Origin of the sequence: Nocardia sp. CDC153 (genome assembly GCF_035818515.1) — a bacterium.
Lineage (GTDB): Bacteria > Actinomycetota > Actinomycetes > Mycobacteriales > Mycobacteriaceae > Nocardia.
This window is the reverse complement of record NZ_JAYKYU010000003.1, coordinates 1,043,206-1,060,487: the sequence shown is the minus strand read 5'-3', so window position 1 is coordinate 1,060,487 and position 17,282 is coordinate 1,043,206. Positions and strand designations below refer to the sequence as shown.

Genomic DNA, 17,282 nt, shown 5'->3' with positions numbered 1-17,282 from the left:
TTTTTCGCTGGGGTCAGCCGCGGACCAGCGGAGCCAGCGCCCGCCCGGCCAGCTCGACGTTGCCCTCCTCGTGCCCATTGGTGACCATATTGACGATGATCCCGTCGATGCCGTGATCGAGCACCCGGGTCTGGATCTGCTCGGCGACTTCGTCCGGGGTGCCGACGAATTGGCGGTCGGCCGGGGACTGGCGCAGCGCCTCCACCGGCAGCGCGCCCAGATCCGTGATGCCGAGGCGGGCCAGGATCTCGGCCTGGGTCTTGCGGGCGCGGTCGCCGTCCTCGTCGACGATGACGAAGGCCAGGAAGCTGGTCTCCAGGGTCTTCGGATCGCGACCGGCCTCGTCCAGGCGGGCGTGCAGCGCCTCGAGCTTGCGCGGGATCTCCGAGGCATTGCAGATGATGTTCAGGTGGTCGGCGAAGCGGGCGGCCAGGCCGAAGGTCTTCTTCTCGCCGCCACCGCCGAGCAGGATCGGCAGATCATCGCGCACCCGCGGCTCGTTCATGGCGTCCCGGGTGCGGTACCACTTGCCCTCGAAGGTGGAGTGCTGGCCGCGCAGCATCGGCGTGATGATCTCGAGGGCCTCCTCGAGCTTCTCGAAGCGTTCGGTGAACGTCCCGAAGTCGAATCCATAGGCCTGGTGCTCGAGTTCGAACCAGCCCGCGCCGATGCCCAGCACGGCCCGGCCCCGGCTCACCACGTCCAGGGTGGTGACGGTCTTGGCGGTGAGCGCCGGATTGCGGTAGGTGTTGCCGGTCACCAAGGCGGACAACTGGATTCGCTCGGTGGACGCCGCCAGGCCGGACAGCGCCGTGTACGCCTCGAGCATGGGCTCGCTGGGCGCGCCCATGAGCGGCAGCTGGTAGAAGTGGTCCATGACGAAGGCCGCGTCGAAGCCCGCCGCCTCGGCCTCGCGCGCCTGCGCCACCACCGCCGGGAAGAGATCCCGCGGCGCGACCCCGTAGCTGAAGTTCGGCATCTGATACCCGAGTCGAATGCTCATGCGGGCCACCGTAGGACTTGGAGTGCACTCCAAGTCAACCGTTGATTTCAGGCCCCCGTCGCCTGGCGTGCCGCGGCCTTGAAGGCGGCGATGACCATGGCCACGGCCGGGCGCTTGTCGGCGTGCGGGCGGGTGGCCAGATCGTAGACGCGCGCGGCGCGGACCCCCGCCAGGCGCAGCATGATCAGGTCCGGATGGCGGACCGCGTAGCGGGGCATCAGGGCCACCCCGTAGCCGGTGGCGACCAGGGCCTCGATCACGCTGAACTCGTTGAGGCGCTGTGCGATTCGCGGCTGGACGCCGGTGACCGTGGCGATGGAGCGCAGCACGTCGTCGACCGGGAAGCCGGTGCGCACGCTGATCCAGGTCTCGTCGGCGAGCTCGGCCGGGACCACCGCGCCCTGCCGGGCCAGCCGATGGTCGGGGGCCACCACCACATCGATCGGTTCGCGCATGAGCACCCGCGAGGACACCCGCGGACCAGCGAGCGCGGGCGCCCGCTCATCACGGTGGGTGAGGACCACGTCGTAATCGGCCAGCAAACGCGGCACCTCACCCGGCGGCACATCCTCGTCGGCGGCGACCATCTCCACGCCGCTGCCGTCCAATTCGGCGAGCACGTGGGGGAGGAGCAGGGTCGCGCCCGAGGGGAACAGGGCCACCCGCACCCGCCCCCGTGGCGATCCCCGATACTCGGCCATCTCGGTGACGGCGCGTTCCATCGCCTCGAGCACCTCGTCGGCCCGCACCACCAGCGCGCGGCCCGCGTCGGTGAGCCGAACCCGCCGCCCATCCGGTTCGAGCAGGGAGACCCCGGCCTCCCGGGCCAGCACCTTGAGTTGCTGCGACACCGCCGATGGTGTCATCGAAAGTGCCTCGGCCACTGCGGCAACCGTCCCGCGATCAGCCAATTCCCGCAGGACGCGCAGTCGCTCGATGGACATGAGCGGCCCGGGGATGCTGTTCGCGCTCCCCTCCGCATTCGCCGCGCTCGGTGGGGTGGTCGTCTCGGCGGGCGTGCGGGGTGCCGCCGGAGAGTGGGTGTCGCGGGTGACGCGGCGTGGGGGCGGGACCGCGCGGGGTGGGTCGGGGTGAGGCACGGTTAAGTTCTACTACATCGTTGGTGCAGAATTATTCGATTGTTCTTACCTATTAGCCAACGCAAGATTTTCGGCATGACCAATCGCGATCGACTGCTCGGGCTCACCGTCGTGGTGCTGTGGGGCCTGAACTTCCTGGCCATTCACGTCGGCCTGGAGCACTTCCCGCCGTTCTTCTTCGCGGGGCTGCGCTTTGCCGTCATCGCGATTCCGGTACTGATCTTCGTGCCGCGGCCGCAGGTGCCGTGGAAGTGGCTGCTGCTCTACGGAACCGGGTTCGGGATCCTGCAGTTCGCCTTCCTGTTCACGGCCATGCGGGCCGGCATGCCGACCGGGCTGTCCTCGCTGGTGCTGCAGTCGTCCGCGCCGTTCACGGTGCTGCTGGGGGCGATCTTCCTGCGGGAACGGCTGCGCGGGATTCAGCTGGCGGGCATCGCGGTGGCCATGCTGGGGATGGGTGTGATCGGCTGGGATCGGTCGCATCACGCCGCGCTGCTGCCGGTGCTGCTCACCCTGGCGGGCGGTCTGGGCTGGGCCTTCGGCAATATCGGATCCCGTTTGGCCACAGCGGAATCCGAGAATGTGAACCCGCTGCACCTGACGCTGTGGATGGCCGTGGTGCCGCCCATCCCGATGTTCGCGCTCTCCGTCCTGACCGAGGGACCGACCACCGGCTGGAACGCGCTGATCGGATCCTTCTCCGTGAGCGGCTGGCCCGCCTTCGCGGCCCTGGCCTACATCGTGGCGCTGGGCACCATCGCCGGTTCGGGGCTGTGGACCTATCTCATGAGCCGCTATCCGGCGAGCACGGTCGCTCCCCTGTCGCTGGCGGTGCCGGTGGTGGGCATCGCGGCCTCGTGGGCCTTCCTGGGCGAGACCCCGTCGGCGCTGGCTCTGGTGGGTGCGGCGATTGTCATCGCGGGGGCGTTCACGGCCACGTCGGCGGGCCGCAGGCGGGTGGCCGAGCCCGCGCCGGTTCGACCCGCCGAGCCGACTCGCCGCCTGGAATTGAACCCGAATCTCGTCGAAGCGTAGATCAACAGTCCTGTTTGCTGGGGTTCGCAATATTTGCGGGGACTCGGCATGAAAATTTCCACCCCAACCGACCATCTGTCTGCGACAGCTCCCTAGGATGCGGACCAGGCGTGGGAGGTAACGGGTATGGCAGGACAACGTTTGTCCGTCACGCGACGGACGGTGCTGCGTGGAGCGGTCGCGGCCGGGGCGATGGCGGGGGCGGTGGCGGCGGGGGCCGCCACCCCGACCGCGGCCCGGGCCGAGACCGGACGTCGGGTGGCGGTGCTGGGCGGCGGTGTCGCGGGTCTGACCGCCGCCCACGAACTGGCCGAACGCGGCTTCGAGGTGACGGTCTACGAACGCCGGGCCCTGGGCGGCAAGGCCCGCAGCATCGCGGTGCCGGGCACCGGCAAGGATGGGCGACCGGAACTGTGGGGTGAGCACGGCTTCCGGTTCTTTCCCGGCTTCTACCGCCATATTCCGGACACCATGCGGCGAATCCCGTTCGCGGGCAATGCGAATGGTGTGTGGGACAACCTGGTGGCCGCGCCCGAGGCGCGCTTCTCCCGCCAGGGCGCGGACGACACCCTGATTCCCATGGGCAAATTCGGGAAGGTCTGGTCCACCCCGGCCGACTTCCGGGAGACAGTGGGCTCGGCCATCGCCACCTCCACCTCCATGGGCACCGCGGACGCGCTCTACTTCGCCAATCGGCTGCTGGTCTTCAACACCAGCTGCGACGCCCGCCGCTACGGGCAGTGGGACCAGATGTCCTGGCGCGACTACGTCGGTGCGGGCAAGCGCTCCAACGAATTTCGCATGCTGCTCTCGCGCACGCTGACCACGCTGCTGGTCGCCGCGAAGGAGGACAAGGCCAGCACCCTCACCATCGGCACCATGGGCGAGCAGTTCCTGGGCAATCCGCTCGAGGTCGCCAATGACGGCGCGCTGGACCGTCTGCTGAACGGGGCCACCAACGAGGCCTGGATCGATCCCTGGGTGAATCGGCTGCGGGATCTCGGCGTCACCTTCGTCAACGCCGAGGTCAAGGGTCTGGAGCTGGAGGGGTCGCGGATCTCCGGTGCGCGCGTGGTGGATTCGGCGGGATCGGCCCAGACGGTCGCGGCGGACTATTTCGTGAGCGCGCTGCCGGTGGAGGTGGCCCGGACCCTGTGGACGCCCGAAATCCTGTCGCTGCGACCGGAATTGGCGGGCATGAACCAGCTCACGGTGGATTGGATGACCGGCATCCAGTTCTTCCTGCGCCGCCCCACCGATATCGCGCGCGGCCACGTCGCCTACGTGGACTCCCCGTGGTCGCTGACCTCCATCTCGCAGGGCCAGTTCTGGAATCGCACCCCGGTCACCGGTCTGGGTGACGGCACGGTGCAGGACTGCCTGTCGGTCGACATCTCCGACTGGAACACCCCCGGCATGCTGTACGGCAAGACGGCCAAGGAGTGCACGCACGAGGAGATCGCCCGCGAGGTGTGGGCGCAGCTCCAGGCGCATCTCAACGACCGCGCCGACCTGCTGCGCGACGAGGACCTGCACTCCTGGTTCCTCGACACCGGCGTGGCCTGGGACGCCGCTCAGCAGCGCAACACCAATGCCGATCCGCTGCTGATCAATACCGCGGGCTCCTGGGTCCTGCGTCCGGAATCGCACCACGCCGCCCTCGAAAACCTGTTCCTGGCAGGTGATTACGTGCGCACCAACGTGGACCTCGCCACCATGGAGGGTGCGTCGGAGGCGGCCCGCACCGCGGTCAACAAGATCCTCGACGTGTCCGGTTCGGATGCCGCGCGCTGCAAGCTGTTCACGCTCTACCGCGCGGTGGAGCTGGAACCGTTCCGGCAGCTGGACGTCCAACGCTTCGCTGCCGGGCAGCCGAATATGTTCGACGCCTAGCGGAATTCCTCACACCGGCGAAAAAGGCTGGTGCGCGGACCCGTGTCCCGCGTTGAATCGAGTCATGAACGAGATCACGGACCCTGTCGAACTGCGCGAACTGCTGGGCGAGGTCGCCTGGCGGCCGAAGAACAAGGTCCGTGACTCCCTGCACGAGCACGATCGCGAGTGGATCGCCCGGACACCCTTCATCGTGCTGGCGACCAGTGACGCGGAGGGGAATTGCGACGCCTCGCCGAAGGGCGACCCGGCCGGATTCGTGAAGGTGCTCGACGACAAGACCATCGCTATCCCGGAGCGGCCCGGAAACCGGCGCGCCGACGGGTATTTCAATATCCTCGGCAACCCGCACGTCGGCGTGCTCTTCGTCATCCCGCGCCGCCGCGACACCCTGCGCATCAACGGACGCGCCCGGCTGGTCCGCGACGCACCGTATTTCGACGACATGATCGTCAAGGGCAATCGCCCGATCATGGCCCTAGAGGTCGAGATCGATCAGATCTTCTTCCACTGCGCCAAGGCCTTCATGCGCAGCGCGCTGTGGGAGCCGGAGAAGTGGCCCGAGGACACCCTGCCCAGTGCCGCCGTGATGGCGAAGGACGTGGTGCCCGCCATCGCCGAGACCGTGGAACAACTGGAGGAGTACTACTCGCCCGCGAACTACGAGAAGATGCTCTACAACGGCTGACCCCGGTGTAGTTCACATCACCGGCCCCGATACCGCCCGAGCGTCCGGCCGCCCGTCCCCATAAACTCGCGTCGTGGCAGACATCTCGATGCGCGGACAGCTGGCGTTGCGGGCCGCGACGGCGGCGTCGTGGGCCTCCCGGCGGGCCGGGCGTGGCAACGGCTCGATGATCGGCGGGTTGATCGCGCTCAAGATCGACCCCTCGCTCATGGCGCAGCTGGGTCGCGGCAAGCGCACGGTGCTGGTGACCGGCACCAATGGCAAGTCGACCACCACGCGCATGACCACCGCCGCGCTACAGACGCTCGGCCGGGTCGCCACCCAGGCCGACGGCGCGAACATGGACGCCGGAATCGTGGCGGCGCTCACCGCGCACCGCACCGCGCCGCTGGCGGCCATCGAGGTGGACGAACTGCACCTGCCGCATGTGGCCGACGCGCTGAACCCGTCGGTCGTGGTGCTGCTGAACCTTTCCCGCGACCAGCTCGACCGGGTCGGCGAGATCAATATGATCGAGCGCCGCCTGCGCGAGGGCATGGCCCGGCACCCCGCGGCCGTTCTGGTCGCCAACTGCGATGACGTGCTGGTGACCTCGATCGCCTACGACCACCCGAATGTGGTGTGGGTGTCGGCCGGGAGCGGCTGGTCGGTGGACGCCACCAGCTGCCCGCGCAGCGGCGAGCCCATCGTGTGGGAGGGCGAGCACTGGTACAGCACCGGCGCGGACTTCAAGCGTCCCGAGCCGCAGTGGCGGGTCGACGAGCAGGGCCTGCACGGCCCCGACGGGCTGGAAATCCCGCTCTCCCTTGCCCTTCCGGGCCGCGCGAATCGCGGCAACGCGGCCCAGGCCGTGGCCGCCGCGGTTGCCCTGGGCGCGGATCCCGTCAAGGCCGCTGCGGCCACCGGCACGGTGCGCGAGATCGCGGGCCGCTACCGCAGCATCGACGTGGACGGCCGCAGCACCCGCATGCTGCTGGCCAAGAACCCGGCGGGCTGGCAGGAGGCCCTGTCCATGATCGACCCGGCCGCAACGGGTCTGGTGATCGCGGTCAACGGCCAGGTGCCCGACGGCGAGGACCTGTCCTGGCTCTGGGACGTGCGCTTCGAACACTTCGAGGGCACCCAGGTGGTGGCCGCCGGTGAGCGCGCCACCGACCTCGCGGTGCGCTTGACCTACGCGGGCGTCGAGCACATCACCGTCGCGGATCCCTTGCGCGCCATCGCCTCCTGCCCGCCGGGCCGCGTCGAGGTGCTCGCCAACTACACCGCGTTCCGCGACCTGAACCGCGATCTCGCCGAGAAGACGGGTGCGAAGGCATGACCGAATCGACTGTCCGCATCGGCCTCGTGCTGCCGGATGTGATGGGCACCTACGGTGACGGCGGCAATGCCGTCGTGCTGCGCCAGCGCGCCCGCATGCGCGGCTACGCCGCCGAGATCGTCGAAATCCCGCTCACCGAGCCGGTTCCCAACTCGCTGGACCTCTACACCCTGGGCGGCGCGGAGGATTCGGCGCAGCGCCTGGCCACCCGCCACCTGCAGCGCTACCCGGGGCTGCAGGAGGCCGCCGGGCGCGGCGCGCCGGTGCTGGCCATCTGCGCGGCCATCCAGGTGCTCGGCCACTGGTACGAGACCTCCTCGGGCGAACGGGTCGACGGCGTCGGCCTTTTCGACGTCACCACCTCCCCCCAGGACAAGCGCGCCATCGGCGAGGTCGCGACCCAGCCGTTGATTCCGGGCCTCCGCGCGCCCCTCACGGGCTTCGAAAACCACCGGGGCGGAACCAAGCTCGGCGGTGATGCCAAACCGCTGGGGCGGGTCACCAAGGGCGTCGGCAACGGGGTGGGCGACGGTCTCGAGGGCGTGGTGCAGGGTTCGGTGCTCGGCACCTACATGCACGGCCCGGCCCTGGCCCGCAATCCGGAACTCGCGGACTACCTGCTGTGCCGGGCGCTCGGCGTGGATTCGCTGCCGCCCTTGGATCTCCCGGAGGTCGACCAGCTGCGCCGGGAGCGCCTGCGGGCCTGAGGGGATTGCCCATATCGGTCAGAGTCTGCCCTCGATCATTGTGATAGTCGACGAACCTGTTGAGGGGATACAGGCCGACCGGTAATCTCGCGCGCGGCCATGCGTGATGAGGGAGGTGGCCGGTTGCGTAGACGCGCCGTGCTCAAGGCTGCCGGGATGGCGGCTCTGCTGGCGGGCGTCGGGACGGGTGCCGCCAGTCGCGGTGCCGGTACGGCGTCGGCCAATCCGTTGTGGAACGCGCTGTTCCAGGCCTGGGTGCCGGAAATCTTTGCGCCGCTACCGGATCCGCCGGAACACTCCGAGGCCATTGTCATCGGCTCCGGGTTCGGTGCGGCGGTGACCGCGCTGCGCCTGGCCGAGGCGGGTGTGCAGAACACGGTGCTGGAGCGCGGCTCGCGCTGGCCCAACGACCCGTGGCGCGAGATCTTCACCGGCGACGACCTGCCCGACGGCCGCGGTTTCTGGCATCGCACCAGCTTCACCGGCGTCACCAAGGTGCCCATGCCGTGCGCGTCCTTCGGCGGCGTCCTGGACGTCACCGAGTACCCGGGCATCGACGTCTGGCGGGCCGCGGCGGTGGGCGGCGGGTCCATCGTGTTCACCGGGGCCATGGTCGCGCCGCCGAAGCACCTGTTCGATCAGGTCTTCGCGGGTGTGGTGAACTACGACGAGCTGGATTCGGTCTACTACCCGCGAGTCCGGCAGATGCTGCGGCTCTCCACCATGCCCGGCGATGTGTACAACTCCGCGCCCTTCACCCATTCGCGGGTGTGGGATCAGCAGGTGCGGGCCGCGGGATACGAACCGCAGCCCAATGATTCGATCTTCAACTGGGATGTCATCCGCTCGGAGCTGGCGGGCACCAGTCGCGCGTCCGCGACCGCCTCACGCAGCAATCTCGGAAACTCCAACGGCGCCAAGTTCGATCTGAACCAGAACTACCTGCGCTACGCCGAGGGCACCGGCCGCTCCACCATCTACCCGGGCCACCAGGTGGATTCGATCGGCCAGGACGGCAACGGCAAGTACGTGGTCTCGGTGACCAAACTGGCCCCGACCGGTCAGGTGCTGGGCACCCGCACCCTCACCTGCGATCGCCTGTTCCTGGGCGCGGGCTCGGTCGGCACCTCCGAACTGCTGGTGCGCGCGCAGGCCACCGGCACCCTGCCCAATCTCAACGAGCACGTCGGCGACGGCTGGGGCACCAATGGCGATGTGGTGCTGGCCCGCAGCATCAGCTCGCCGTCCATGACCGGCGGCGGTGTGCCCAGCGCCAGCCGCATCCTCGACGAGTCCGGCATGCCGCTGCATCTCGAAAGCTGGTATGTCCCGGGCATTCCCGTGGACACCGGTGCCATCGCCTCGCTGGGCATCGTGCTGGATCCGACCCGGGCCCGCTTCGGCTACGACCGCGGCAGCAACGCGGTCGGCCTGCGCTGGCCCACCGCCGCCCAGGACGCGGTGGTCGCGGCGTGCCGCGCGGTCGACCACAAGGTGGCGCGGGCGGGCGGCTCGATGATGGACTACACGCCGATCGGCTATGACGCCCAAGGCTTCTTCACCGCGCATCCGCTCGGCGGCGCGGTGCTGGGCCGGGCCACCGACGGCTACGGCCGCGTCATCGGACATCCGGGCCTCTACGTCATGGACGGCGCGGGCATTCCGGGCAGCACCGCGACGGTGAACCCGTCGCTCACCATCACCGCCGTGGCCGAACGCAATATCGAGGCGATCATCCGCGCCGGACGGTAGCCGCCCGTACGCCGACTACGCTGGCGGGACCGTTCGATGAGGAAGGGGACGTCGTGGGCGCGGTGGACGAGATCGGTGGAGTGCCCGGCGCACCGGAGGCGGACGAGTTTCCGCACAAGCCCCCGGCCCTGTGGGGCGAGTTCGTCATGCTCGCCCTCGCGGTGGTCTCGGTGGTGCTGGTCGCCTGGGTGACCTTCTTTCCGGTCGCGGGTCAGACCTATCGGATCATCCGGGTCGTCGACTACAGCATCTGCGGCGTGTTCCTCGTCGAATTCCTGTGGCGCTGGCGGCATGAAGGCTGGAGCTGGACCTTCCCGTTCATCTACTGGTACGAGGTCCTGGGCATGGTTCCGGTGACCAGCCCGTTCTTCCGTGGATTCCGGCTACTGCGCATCGTGGTGATCGCGGTGCGGCTGGGCCGGGTCGCCGACCGCGCCTTCGGCGATCGGATCACCGCCATCCTCGTCAACCGGTCGGTGGGCGCGATCGTCGACGCCATCAAGCGGCCGGTGACCGTGGCGGTCCTCGAGGAGGTCGCCGAGGTGTTGCGCACCGGCCGCTACACCCGCAATATCGCCAGTGCGCTCGAGGAGAACCGCTCCGAGATCGACCAGATGATCCTCGAGATCATCCGGCAGGACCCGCAATTGGGTCGGGTGCGCTATGTCCCGTTCCACGAGGAGATGATTCGCGGCATCGCCGACGCCAGCTTCCGGGTCGTCTTCCAGGTGCTGGCCGATCCGCGCACCGACGAACTGGTGGCGGATGCCCTGCGCGAGAACATCAATCAGATTCGCGCGGCCGTGCACGCGGGGGAGCGGGTGCCGGAGTCGATCGACAACCGGCTCACTCCAGCCCGTGTCGAATCAGATCCCGCGGCTGGGCGAAGCGCACCACCTCGAAGGTGATCAGCGCGAACAGCACCGCGCACAGCAGGCCCAGGGCGGCCAGGGCGGGCAGCGTCGACGCGACCGGGATCAGGAGCACCAGCAGCGCCGCCGCGACGATCCGCGCCGTGAGCACCTTCCCGGTCGCGTAGTGCCGGAAGCCGACCAGCGCGATCAGATACGCCACCACACCGCCGTACAGCGCGAACAGGGGTATGCCGTGCAGCTCGTCGCTGAGCGAATGGCCTTGCGCCCCACCCACGTAGCCCAGCACCTTCTTCAAACCCAGTGCCATGGCCACGATTCCGGCGATCATCGGGAAGTGCCAGAAGGTGTAGCAGTTGCGGGCGATCTGAATGCGGCGCTCGCCCCCGGCCCGGTGCATGGCGTGCTCCACGACCAGGGCGGCCACATCGAAGTAGGCCCACCACAGCAGCCCCGCCACCGCGAGACCCAGCATCGAGCCCACGGTGATCGACCACGAGATCGGCAGCCCGGCCACCCCGACGCCGATCGACACGATGGATTCGCCCAGCGCGATGATGACGATCAACCCGTACCGCTCGGCGAAGTGCGAGGCCGAGTAGAGCCGCCACTCGTTGCCCGCGAAGAACGTCCACCCCATGTCCCAGACCAGCGCCGCCAGCCACAGCACCAGCTGCGCGGTGCCGTGGGTGGCGACCGCGCCGACCACCAGCAGCACGCTGGCCACGCTGAGTGAGCCCCCCGCCCAACGGATCACCTGGCGGCGCAGCTGGGCGTCGTGGGTGCTGGCCAGCCAGAAGACGGTCAGGTGAATCAGGCGCACGGCCAGATACGAGATGACGAAGACCAGCGGCCCGTACCAGCCGCCGGGCAGATCGTGGAAGGACTCGGGAATGGTCAGCGCGATCATGAAGGCCGCGCCCATGGCCACGAACATGGCCACCCGGGCGACGCCCTCGTCGGCCTTGACCACATTGCCGAGCCAGGAGTAACCGATCCAGGCCCACCACAGCATGGCCAGGATCAGCAGGGCGCGCAGCAGATTGACCGCGGTGGTCTCGTGCGCGGCGAAATCGGTGACCATGGTGAACGCGAACACGATCACCAGATCGAAGAACAGTTCCAGCTGCGTCACCGAGGCGTTCTCGGCGACCGGCATCATGCGGGCTCGCTGCAGACCGGGCATGGCAGACATACTGCCTGGTATGAGCCGCGAAAGGCAGTGTCAGCGGCGAGTGTTCGCCCTCGGCGTCACGCGGTGCCGAATCCGGGCTCGAAATTGCGGCCGTAATCGATGCGCTGCGCGTAGCCGGGCTGGGCGTAGCCGGGTTGTACGAAGCCGCCGCCGGACTGCTCGTACTCGGTGGCCGGTTCGGCGTAGGACGCCTCGTCCACCTCGGCGAGTCCCTCGATGCCGGTGACGGATTCGACGAAGGCGATGAAGTTGGTGATCATCGTTTCGCCCTCGCGCTTGGCGCTGCGCTTGAGGATCATGCCGGGCGCGGGAATCGGCAGGTAGATCTCGGAGTGGTACCAGACCTCGGTGGCACCGTCCTCGGTCTCGCCGAGATCGAACCAGCCCTTGCCGCCGGCCCCGGCGCTGGATTCGGAGACCCGCCATTCGATGCGGTTCTCGGTGCAGGTGTACTCGACGACCTGCCGGTCCGGGCGGCCCATCAGGTTGGCCGACACGTAGACGCGCTTGGGGCGGCCGAACTTGTCACGGGTGGCGACCCGGACATCCTGGTGGGAGGGCGACCAGTCGGGCATCTGCTCGACCATGAGCAACGCGTCCATCACCTGTTCGGGATCGATGTCGATGACGAACCGGTGATCAGTTTTCGTTCTCATATCTACCCTCCACTCGGGGACCGATTGTGACCAGCGTCGCTTCGAGAGTCAACCTCGTATCCCGAGGCTTCTGACCGACTGGTCGGTCTGATTGGTCCCAATTTCCCTGTTCAGCAGGGTGATTCGCCCGTGTCGGAACGTGTACGTAAAAGTTCTCGATACGGGCGCGGTGAAGGGTCGCGCGCGGCCGGGCTCAGCCCGGCCTCACCACCGAGTCCGGACCCGGGAACACCAGGCTGCGCCGCCCGTCGGCGAACTCCACCACATACGGCGGTTCGCCGTCCGCGCCGCGCACTTCGACGATTTCCGCGGTGTGATCGGGGAGTCCGACATTGCGCCCATGGATGACCAGATGGTCACCGACACTTGCTCGCATGCCTCGAGATTATTCGTGAGGTGATGCTCGTCACAAGGCCGGAATCGCGCGTTCGACCGCCATCGAGACCAGATGCGCGGCCTGTTCGTCGGTGAAAATGCCGGGCAGCGTGAGCCTTTCGACGATCAGCCAGTTCAGCGCCAGATACAGCAGTAATACCGAGTCCGCGTCGCCGGGCAACCCGGAGTCCAGATGGTTGCGCACATTGAGGTCGATATCGGCGCGCACCCGCTCGGTGAGGATCGCCTGCAGCTCCGGGCGGCGGGTGGCCTCCAGGCGCAGTTCCAGCAGGGCCAGGTAGCCGGTGCGGAAATCGGTGATGCGCCCGACGGTTTCGTTCATCAGCTCCGCGATGGTCTCGCGGGTGCGCGGTCCGGTGAACAGGTGGTCCATGGTCTCGGCGCTGGGCTGCAGCCGCTCGTAGAAGCGATGCCCGGTCTGCACCAGCAGCTCGTCTCGGTTGGGGAAGTAGTTGGAGGCCGTCCCGGCGGGCACCCCGGCCTCCTTGTCGACCGCGCGAAAGGTCAGCCCGCGCGCGCCGTCGCGCGCCAGGACCTCGATGCCCGCGTCGATCAACGCATTTCGGCGCTCGGGATTCGTGCGAACCATTGACACCACTCCATCTGTAGTACTACGTTCATAACCACTACGGTCATAGTACAACGAATGAGGCGGTAAACATGCGAAAGCTCGTCTACTACGTCGGTGTCTCCCTCGACGGCGTCATCGCCGGTCCGCAGGGGCAGGCCGACTTCTTCGGGATGTCCGACGAGATCGTGGCCTGGATCGCCGAGCGCTACCCGGACACGCTGCCGACCCATCTGCGCGAGCACTTCGGCCTGCCGCTCGATGGCCCGAACGTGGAATTCGACGCCGTCGTCATGGGTCGCGGCACCTACGAGCCCGGCCTCGCCATCGGCGTCGAGAGCCCCTACAACCACCTGAAGCAGTACGTCTTCTCGAACACCCTCGCCCCGGTCGACAACCCGCAGGTGGACATCGTCTCGGGTGACCCGGTCGAACTGGTCCGGCGCTTGAAAAAGGAAGAGGGCAAGGACATCTGGCTCTGCGGCGGTGGCAGTCTCGCCGGACAGTTGGTCGACGAGATCGACCAACTCGTGCTCAAGTCCTACCCGGTGATCGCGGGCGCGGGAATTCCGCTGTTCTCCGGCGAGTTCAGCCCGGCCCGGTTCACCGTGACCGAACGCCGGGAATTCGCCAGCGGGGAGCGGGTCACCTGGCTCGACCGGGCCTGATCGTCCTCGGGCTCAGTCGCTTTCGCGGAGCAGCGTGGTGACGTGCACCGACGTCTCGTGCAGCCGGTTGAAGATCTCGAGCAGCAGTTCCAGCTGCTCATCGCTGTAATCCTGGGCGATCTTGCCGAATTCGCGGGCCAGCACCTCGTAGTGCGGCGCGATCTCGTCGATGCGTTCGGGGACCGCGGTGACGATCACCCGCCGCCGGTCCTTCGAATCGTGTTCGCGCCGAACGAATCCGCCCTTCAGCAGGCGGTCGATCATGCGGGTGATGGCCCCCGTGGTCAGGCCGGTGCTCTGCGCCAACTCTCCGGCGGTGGCGGGTCCGTTCGCCCGCAGCATGGTCAGGCATCGCAGGTCGGTGACGTGCAGGCCGAGCTTGTCGGCCATGGCCCCGTGCAGCATGACCGCGTCGGTGGCGCTGCGCTGGGCGGCGAAGGTGAGCGCGGCTCCCAGCTCGTCGTGTTTTTTCGTCATCGCCTTGACAGCCTAGCTTTACTCGGACAATATCTGAATCAGTCAACTACTTACAGATTCAGTTGATGATTCATGCAGATAGTTTCGGGAGGAATGCCATGACCACGCAGCAGCGCACCGATGAGGAAGCCGTTCGCGACCTGCTCGCCCGGGCCGATCGAGCCTGGGAAGCCGGAGACGCCACGGCCTTCGCCGCCGTCTTCGCTCCGGACGCGGACTACACCACCTGGTTCGGTCAGCGACTGAAGGGCCGCGAGGCGATCGAGGCCTCGCACGTTCCGCTGTTCGCGAAGTACCTGAAGGGCACCCGCACGATTGGCGAGATCACCTCGGTGCGCTTCCTCGCCCCGGACGTGGCGCTCGTGCACGGGATGGGCGCGGTGGTGAAGGGCGACAAGAAGCGCACGCGCTTCAACACCAAGATGGTTCAGTACGTGGTCGTGCGCAGCGGGGGCGAGTGGTCCATCGCCGCCTTCCAGAACACCAAGTACCACTGGCTTTTCAACGCTCTCTTCGCCCGGCAGTAGCTCGGTTTCGCGCAGGTAGTCGGAGGTAGCGAAAATCCGCAGGACCTCGGCCGGTACTCTTGTGGGTCGGTAGCAGCAGTTTGTCGATCTTGGAGGATTTCCGCCGTGGCTCTAGTCGTCCAGAAGTACGGAGGATCCTCGGTCGCCACCGCCGAGCGCATCCGTCGGGTCGCTGAGCGGATTGTCGAGACCAAGAAGCAGGGCCACGATGTGGTCGTCGTGTGCTCCGCCATGGGCGACACCACCGACGAACTCCTCGATCTGGCCCAGCAGGTCGCGCCCGCCGCCCCGGCCCGCGAGATGGACATGCTCCTCACCTCCGGTGAGCGCATCTCCAATGCGTTGGTCGCCATGGCGATTCACTCGCTCGGCGCGGAGGCCCGCTCGTTCACCGGATCGCAGGCCGGTGTCATCACGACCGGCACCCACGGCAACGCCAAGATCATCGACGTGGCCCCGGGCCGGGTGCAGCAGGCGCTCGGCGAGGGCACCATCGTGCTGGTCGCGGGCTTCCAGGGCGTGAGCCAGGACAGCAAGGACGTGACCACGCTGGGCCGCGGCGGTTCCGACACCACCGCCGTCGCGCTGGCTGCCGCGCTCAATGCCGATGTCTGCGAGATCTACACCGATGTGGACGGCGTCTTCTCCGCCGACCCGCGCATCGTCTCCGACGCCCAGAAGCTGGACACCGTCTCCTACGAGGAAATGCTGGAGATGGCCGCCTGCGGCTCGAAAGTTCTCATGCTGCGTTGCGTCGAGTACGCGCGCCGCTACAACGTGCCCGTCCACGTGCGGTCCTCGTACACCGACAAAACGGGCACCATGATTACCGGATCGATGGAGGACATCCCCTTGGAGCAAGCAATCCTCACGGGCGTCGCGCACGACCGCAGCGAGGCCAAGGTGACCGTGGTCGGCATTCCGGACAAGCCGGGCTACGCCGCCAAGGTGTTCCGTGCGGTCGCCGATGCCGAGATCAATATCGACATGGTGCTGCAGAACATCTCCAAGGTGGAGACCGGTAAGACCGACATCACCTTCACCCTGCCCAAGCTCGAGGGCCCGCGCGCGGTCGAGCTGCTCACCAAGCAGCAGGGCGACATCGGCTTCTCCCAGGTCGTGTACGACGACCACATCGGCAAGGTGTCGCTGGTCGGCGCGGGCATGAAGTCGCACCCGGGCGTGACCGCCACCTTCTGCGAGTCCCTCGCCGACGCGGGCATCAATATCGACCTCATCTCCACCTCGGAGATCCGGATCTCGGTGCTGGTCAAGGACACCGACCTGGACGAGGCGGTCAAGGTGCTGCACTCGGCGTTCGATCTGGGCGGCGACGAAGTGGCCGTGGTGCACGGCGGAACGGGGCGGTAGAGCCATGGGTGTGCGTGTAGGCGTCGTCGGCGCGACCGGACAGGTCGGTGCCGTCATGCGAAAGCTGCTGGAGGAGCGCGACTTCCCGGCCGACGAGGTGCGGTTCTTCGCGTCCGCGCGCTCGGCGGGCAAGACGCTGCCGTTCCGCGGCAAGGACATCGTGGTCGAGGACACCGAGACCGCGGACCCGAGCGGACTGGACATCGCGCTGTTCTCGGCCGGTGCCACCATGTCCCGGGTGCAGGCCCCGCGCTTCGCGGCCGCCGGTGTCACCGTCATCGACAACTCCTCGGCCTGGCGCAAGGATCCCGAGGTGCCGCTGGTGGTCTCCGAGGTGAACCCGGAAGCCACCCGCAACCTGGTCAAGGGCATTATCGCCAACCCGAACTGCACCACCATGGCCGCCATGCCGGTGCTCAAGGTGCTGCACGACGAGGCCGGACTGCAGCGCCTGATCGTGTCCAGCTACCAGGCGGTTTCCGGTTCCGGGCTGGCCGGTGTCGAGGAGCTCGCGAGCCAGGTGCGCGCGGTCATCGGCGATGCCGAGAAGCTGGTGCACGATGGTTCGGCCGTGCAATTCCCGGCCCCGAACAAGTACGTGGCCCCCATCGCCTTCGACGTCATTCCGCTGGCGGGCGCGCTGGTGGACGACGGCAGCGGCGAGACCGACGAGGATCAGAAGCTGCGCAACGAATCCCGCAAGATCCTGGGCATCCCGGATCTGCTGGTGAGCGGTACCTGCGTGCGCGTCCCGGTCTTCACCGGCCACTCGCTGTCCATCAATGCCGAGTTCGCGCAGCCGCTTTCGGTGGAGCGCGCCGAGGAACTGCTGGCCAAGGCGCCGGGCGTGAAGCTGACCGACGTCCCGACCCCGCTGGCCGCCGCCGGTATCGACGAGTCGCTGGTCGGGCGCATCCGCCAGGATCCGGGTGTGCCGGACGGTCGCGGTCTGGCGCTGTTCATCTCCGGTGACAACTTGCGAAAGGGCGCGGCGCTCAACACCATTCAGATCGCCGAAGTTCTTTTGAACAACTGATCAGATATATGCGTAAC

At 67.8% G+C, this 17,282-nt stretch carries 18 protein-coding genes; 11 read left to right on the top strand and 7 right to left on the bottom strand.

Going from position 1 to position 17,282, the window contains the following annotated elements; translation table 11 throughout:
- Positions 1 to 13 precede the first annotated feature (13 nt).
- Both VMT65_RS21545 and VMT65_RS21540 read right to left on the bottom strand, forming a co-directional pair.
- Positions 14 to 1,003, bottom strand: a complete 990-nt coding sequence (locus tag VMT65_RS21545; protein ID WP_326310104.1) for an LLM class F420-dependent oxidoreductase — start codon at positions 1,001 to 1,003, stop codon at positions 14 to 16.
- Positions 1,004 to 1,050: 47 nt separating this feature from the next.
- Positions 1,051 to 1,947 carry a LysR family transcriptional regulator gene (locus tag VMT65_RS21540; RefSeq protein WP_326310330.1) on the bottom strand — a complete coding sequence of 299 codons (897 nt, stop codon included), beginning with the start codon at positions 1,945 to 1,947 and terminating at the stop codon, positions 1,051 to 1,053.
- Positions 1,948 to 2,178: 231 nt separating this feature from the next.
- Here VMT65_RS21540 and VMT65_RS21535 point away from each other — a divergent pair, with 231 nt between their 5' ends.
- The 7 genes from VMT65_RS21535 (at position 2,179) to VMT65_RS21505 (ending at position 10,407) form a co-directional block, all read left to right on the top strand.
- Positions 2,179 to 3,138: an EamA family transporter gene (locus VMT65_RS21535; RefSeq protein WP_326310103.1), complete on the top strand. Its 960-nt coding sequence runs from the start codon at positions 2,179 to 2,181 to the stop codon at positions 3,136 to 3,138.
- 126 nt (positions 3,139 to 3,264) lie between these two features.
- A complete protein-coding gene (locus VMT65_RS21530; RefSeq protein ID WP_326310102.1) occupies positions 3,265 to 5,031 on the top strand; it encodes a hydroxysqualene dehydroxylase in 1,767 nt (588 codons plus the stop codon).
- A gap of 64 nt (positions 5,032 to 5,095) precedes the next feature.
- Entirely contained in the window at positions 5,096 to 5,719 is a 624-nt protein-coding gene (locus VMT65_RS21525; protein ID WP_326310101.1) for a pyridoxamine 5'-phosphate oxidase family protein, read from the top strand.
- An 88-nt stretch (positions 5,720 to 5,807) separates the two neighbouring features.
- A complete protein-coding gene (locus VMT65_RS21520) occupies positions 5,808 to 7,040 on the top strand; it encodes a Mur ligase family protein (RefSeq protein ID WP_326310329.1) in 1,233 nt (410 codons plus the stop codon).
- Positions 7,037 to 7,747 (top strand): type 1 glutamine amidotransferase, encoded by a 711-nt coding sequence (locus VMT65_RS21515; protein WP_326310100.1) that lies wholly within the window; start codon positions 7,037 to 7,039, stop codon positions 7,745 to 7,747. The genes VMT65_RS21520 and VMT65_RS21515 overlap by 4 nt, the downstream gene beginning before the upstream one ends.
- Positions 7,748 to 7,846: 99 nt before the next feature.
- The gene (locus VMT65_RS21510; RefSeq protein WP_326310099.1) at positions 7,847 to 9,499 is read left to right on the top strand and encodes a GMC oxidoreductase; all 1,653 of its coding nucleotides are present in this window, start codon (positions 7,847 to 7,849) and stop codon (positions 9,497 to 9,499) included.
- A gap of 53 nt (positions 9,500 to 9,552) precedes the next feature.
- A complete protein-coding gene (locus VMT65_RS21505; protein ID WP_326310098.1) occupies positions 9,553 to 10,407 on the top strand; it encodes an ion transporter in 855 nt (284 codons plus the stop codon).
- Here VMT65_RS21505 and VMT65_RS21500 read toward each other — a convergent pair.
- The 4 genes from VMT65_RS21500 to VMT65_RS21485 form a co-directional block, all read right to left on the bottom strand.
- Complete coding sequence (locus VMT65_RS21500; RefSeq protein WP_326310097.1) at positions 10,346 to 11,557, bottom strand: low temperature requirement protein A; 1,212 nt, start codon at positions 11,555 to 11,557, stop codon at positions 10,346 to 10,348. The two genes, VMT65_RS21505 and VMT65_RS21500, sit on opposite strands and share 62 nt — an antisense overlap.
- Positions 11,558 to 11,622: 65 nt before the next feature.
- Entirely contained in the window at positions 11,623 to 12,222 is a 600-nt protein-coding gene (locus tag VMT65_RS21495; protein WP_326310096.1) for an SRPBCC family protein, read from the bottom strand.
- Positions 12,223 to 12,415: 193 nt separating this feature from the next.
- Positions 12,416 to 12,598 (bottom strand): DUF1918 domain-containing protein, encoded by a 183-nt coding sequence (locus VMT65_RS21490; RefSeq protein ID WP_326310095.1) that lies wholly within the window; start codon positions 12,596 to 12,598, stop codon positions 12,416 to 12,418.
- Between the two features lie 30 nt (positions 12,599 to 12,628).
- Positions 12,629 to 13,207, bottom strand: coding sequence for a TetR/AcrR family transcriptional regulator (locus VMT65_RS21485; protein WP_326310094.1), 579 nt, complete (start codon positions 13,205 to 13,207; stop codon positions 12,629 to 12,631).
- Between the two features lie 71 nt (positions 13,208 to 13,278).
- Between VMT65_RS21485 and VMT65_RS21480 the strand changes: the two genes are divergently transcribed.
- The gene (locus VMT65_RS21480) at positions 13,279 to 13,854 is read left to right on the top strand and encodes a dihydrofolate reductase family protein (protein WP_326310093.1); all 576 of its coding nucleotides are present in this window, start codon (positions 13,279 to 13,281) and stop codon (positions 13,852 to 13,854) included.
- Between the two features lie 12 nt (positions 13,855 to 13,866).
- Here VMT65_RS21480 and VMT65_RS21475 read toward each other — a convergent pair whose 3' ends face one another.
- Entirely contained in the window at positions 13,867 to 14,331 is a 465-nt protein-coding gene (locus VMT65_RS21475; protein WP_326310092.1) for a MarR family winged helix-turn-helix transcriptional regulator, read from the bottom strand.
- A gap of 98 nt (positions 14,332 to 14,429) precedes the next feature.
- Between VMT65_RS21475 and VMT65_RS21470 the strand changes: the two genes are divergently transcribed.
- From VMT65_RS21470 to VMT65_RS21460, 3 genes are all read left to right on the top strand, one after another.
- Positions 14,430 to 14,858, top strand: coding sequence for an SgcJ/EcaC family oxidoreductase (locus VMT65_RS21470; protein WP_326310091.1), 429 nt, complete (start codon positions 14,430 to 14,432; stop codon positions 14,856 to 14,858).
- Between the two features lie 105 nt (positions 14,859 to 14,963).
- Positions 14,964 to 16,229: an aspartate kinase gene (locus tag VMT65_RS21465; protein ID WP_326310090.1), complete on the top strand. Its 1,266-nt coding sequence runs from the start codon at positions 14,964 to 14,966 to the stop codon at positions 16,227 to 16,229.
- Positions 16,230 to 16,233: 4 nt separating this feature from the next.
- Positions 16,234 to 17,265, top strand: a complete 1,032-nt coding sequence (locus tag VMT65_RS21460; protein WP_326310089.1) for an aspartate-semialdehyde dehydrogenase — start codon at positions 16,234 to 16,236, stop codon at positions 17,263 to 17,265.
- Positions 17,266 to 17,282 lie beyond the last annotated feature (17 nt).

Coding starts and splice junctions, on each gene's coding strand:
- VMT65_RS21545 (WP_326310104.1), bottom strand. CDS start 1,003: ATGAGCATTCGACTCGGGTATCAGATGCCGAACTTCAGCTACGGGGTC.
- VMT65_RS21540 (WP_326310330.1), bottom strand. CDS start 1,947: ATGTCCATCGAGCGACTGCGCGTCCTGCGGGAATTGGCTGATCGCGGG.
- VMT65_RS21535 (WP_326310103.1), top strand. CDS start 2,179: ATGACCAATCGCGATCGACTGCTCGGGCTCACCGTCGTGGTGCTGTGG.
- VMT65_RS21530 (WP_326310102.1), top strand. CDS start 3,265: ATGGCAGGACAACGTTTGTCCGTCACGCGACGGACGGTGCTGCGTGGA.
- VMT65_RS21525 (WP_326310101.1), top strand. CDS start 5,096: ATGAACGAGATCACGGACCCTGTCGAACTGCGCGAACTGCTGGGCGAG.
- VMT65_RS21520 (WP_326310329.1), top strand. CDS start 5,808: ATGCGCGGACAGCTGGCGTTGCGGGCCGCGACGGCGGCGTCGTGGGCC.
- VMT65_RS21515 (WP_326310100.1), top strand. CDS start 7,037: ATGACCGAATCGACTGTCCGCATCGGCCTCGTGCTGCCGGATGTGATG.
- VMT65_RS21510 (WP_326310099.1), top strand. CDS start 7,847: ATGCGTGATGAGGGAGGTGGCCGGTTGCGTAGACGCGCCGTGCTCAAG.
- VMT65_RS21500 (WP_326310097.1), bottom strand. CDS start 11,557: ATGCCCGGTCTGCAGCGAGCCCGCATGATGCCGGTCGCCGAGAACGCC.
- VMT65_RS21495 (WP_326310096.1), bottom strand. CDS start 12,222: ATGAGAACGAAAACTGATCACCGGTTCGTCATCGACATCGATCCCGAA.
- VMT65_RS21490 (WP_326310095.1), bottom strand. CDS start 12,598: ATGCGAGCAAGTGTCGGTGACCATCTGGTCATCCATGGGCGCAATGTC.
- VMT65_RS21485 (WP_326310094.1), bottom strand. CDS start 13,207: ATGGTTCGCACGAATCCCGAGCGCCGAAATGCGTTGATCGACGCGGGC.
- VMT65_RS21480 (WP_326310093.1), top strand. CDS start 13,279: ATGCGAAAGCTCGTCTACTACGTCGGTGTCTCCCTCGACGGCGTCATC.
- VMT65_RS21475 (WP_326310092.1), bottom strand. CDS start 14,331: ATGACGAAAAAACACGACGAGCTGGGAGCCGCGCTCACCTTCGCCGCC.
- VMT65_RS21470 (WP_326310091.1), top strand. CDS start 14,430: ATGACCACGCAGCAGCGCACCGATGAGGAAGCCGTTCGCGACCTGCTC.
- VMT65_RS21460 (WP_326310089.1), top strand. CDS start 16,234: ATGGGTGTGCGTGTAGGCGTCGTCGGCGCGACCGGACAGGTCGGTGCC.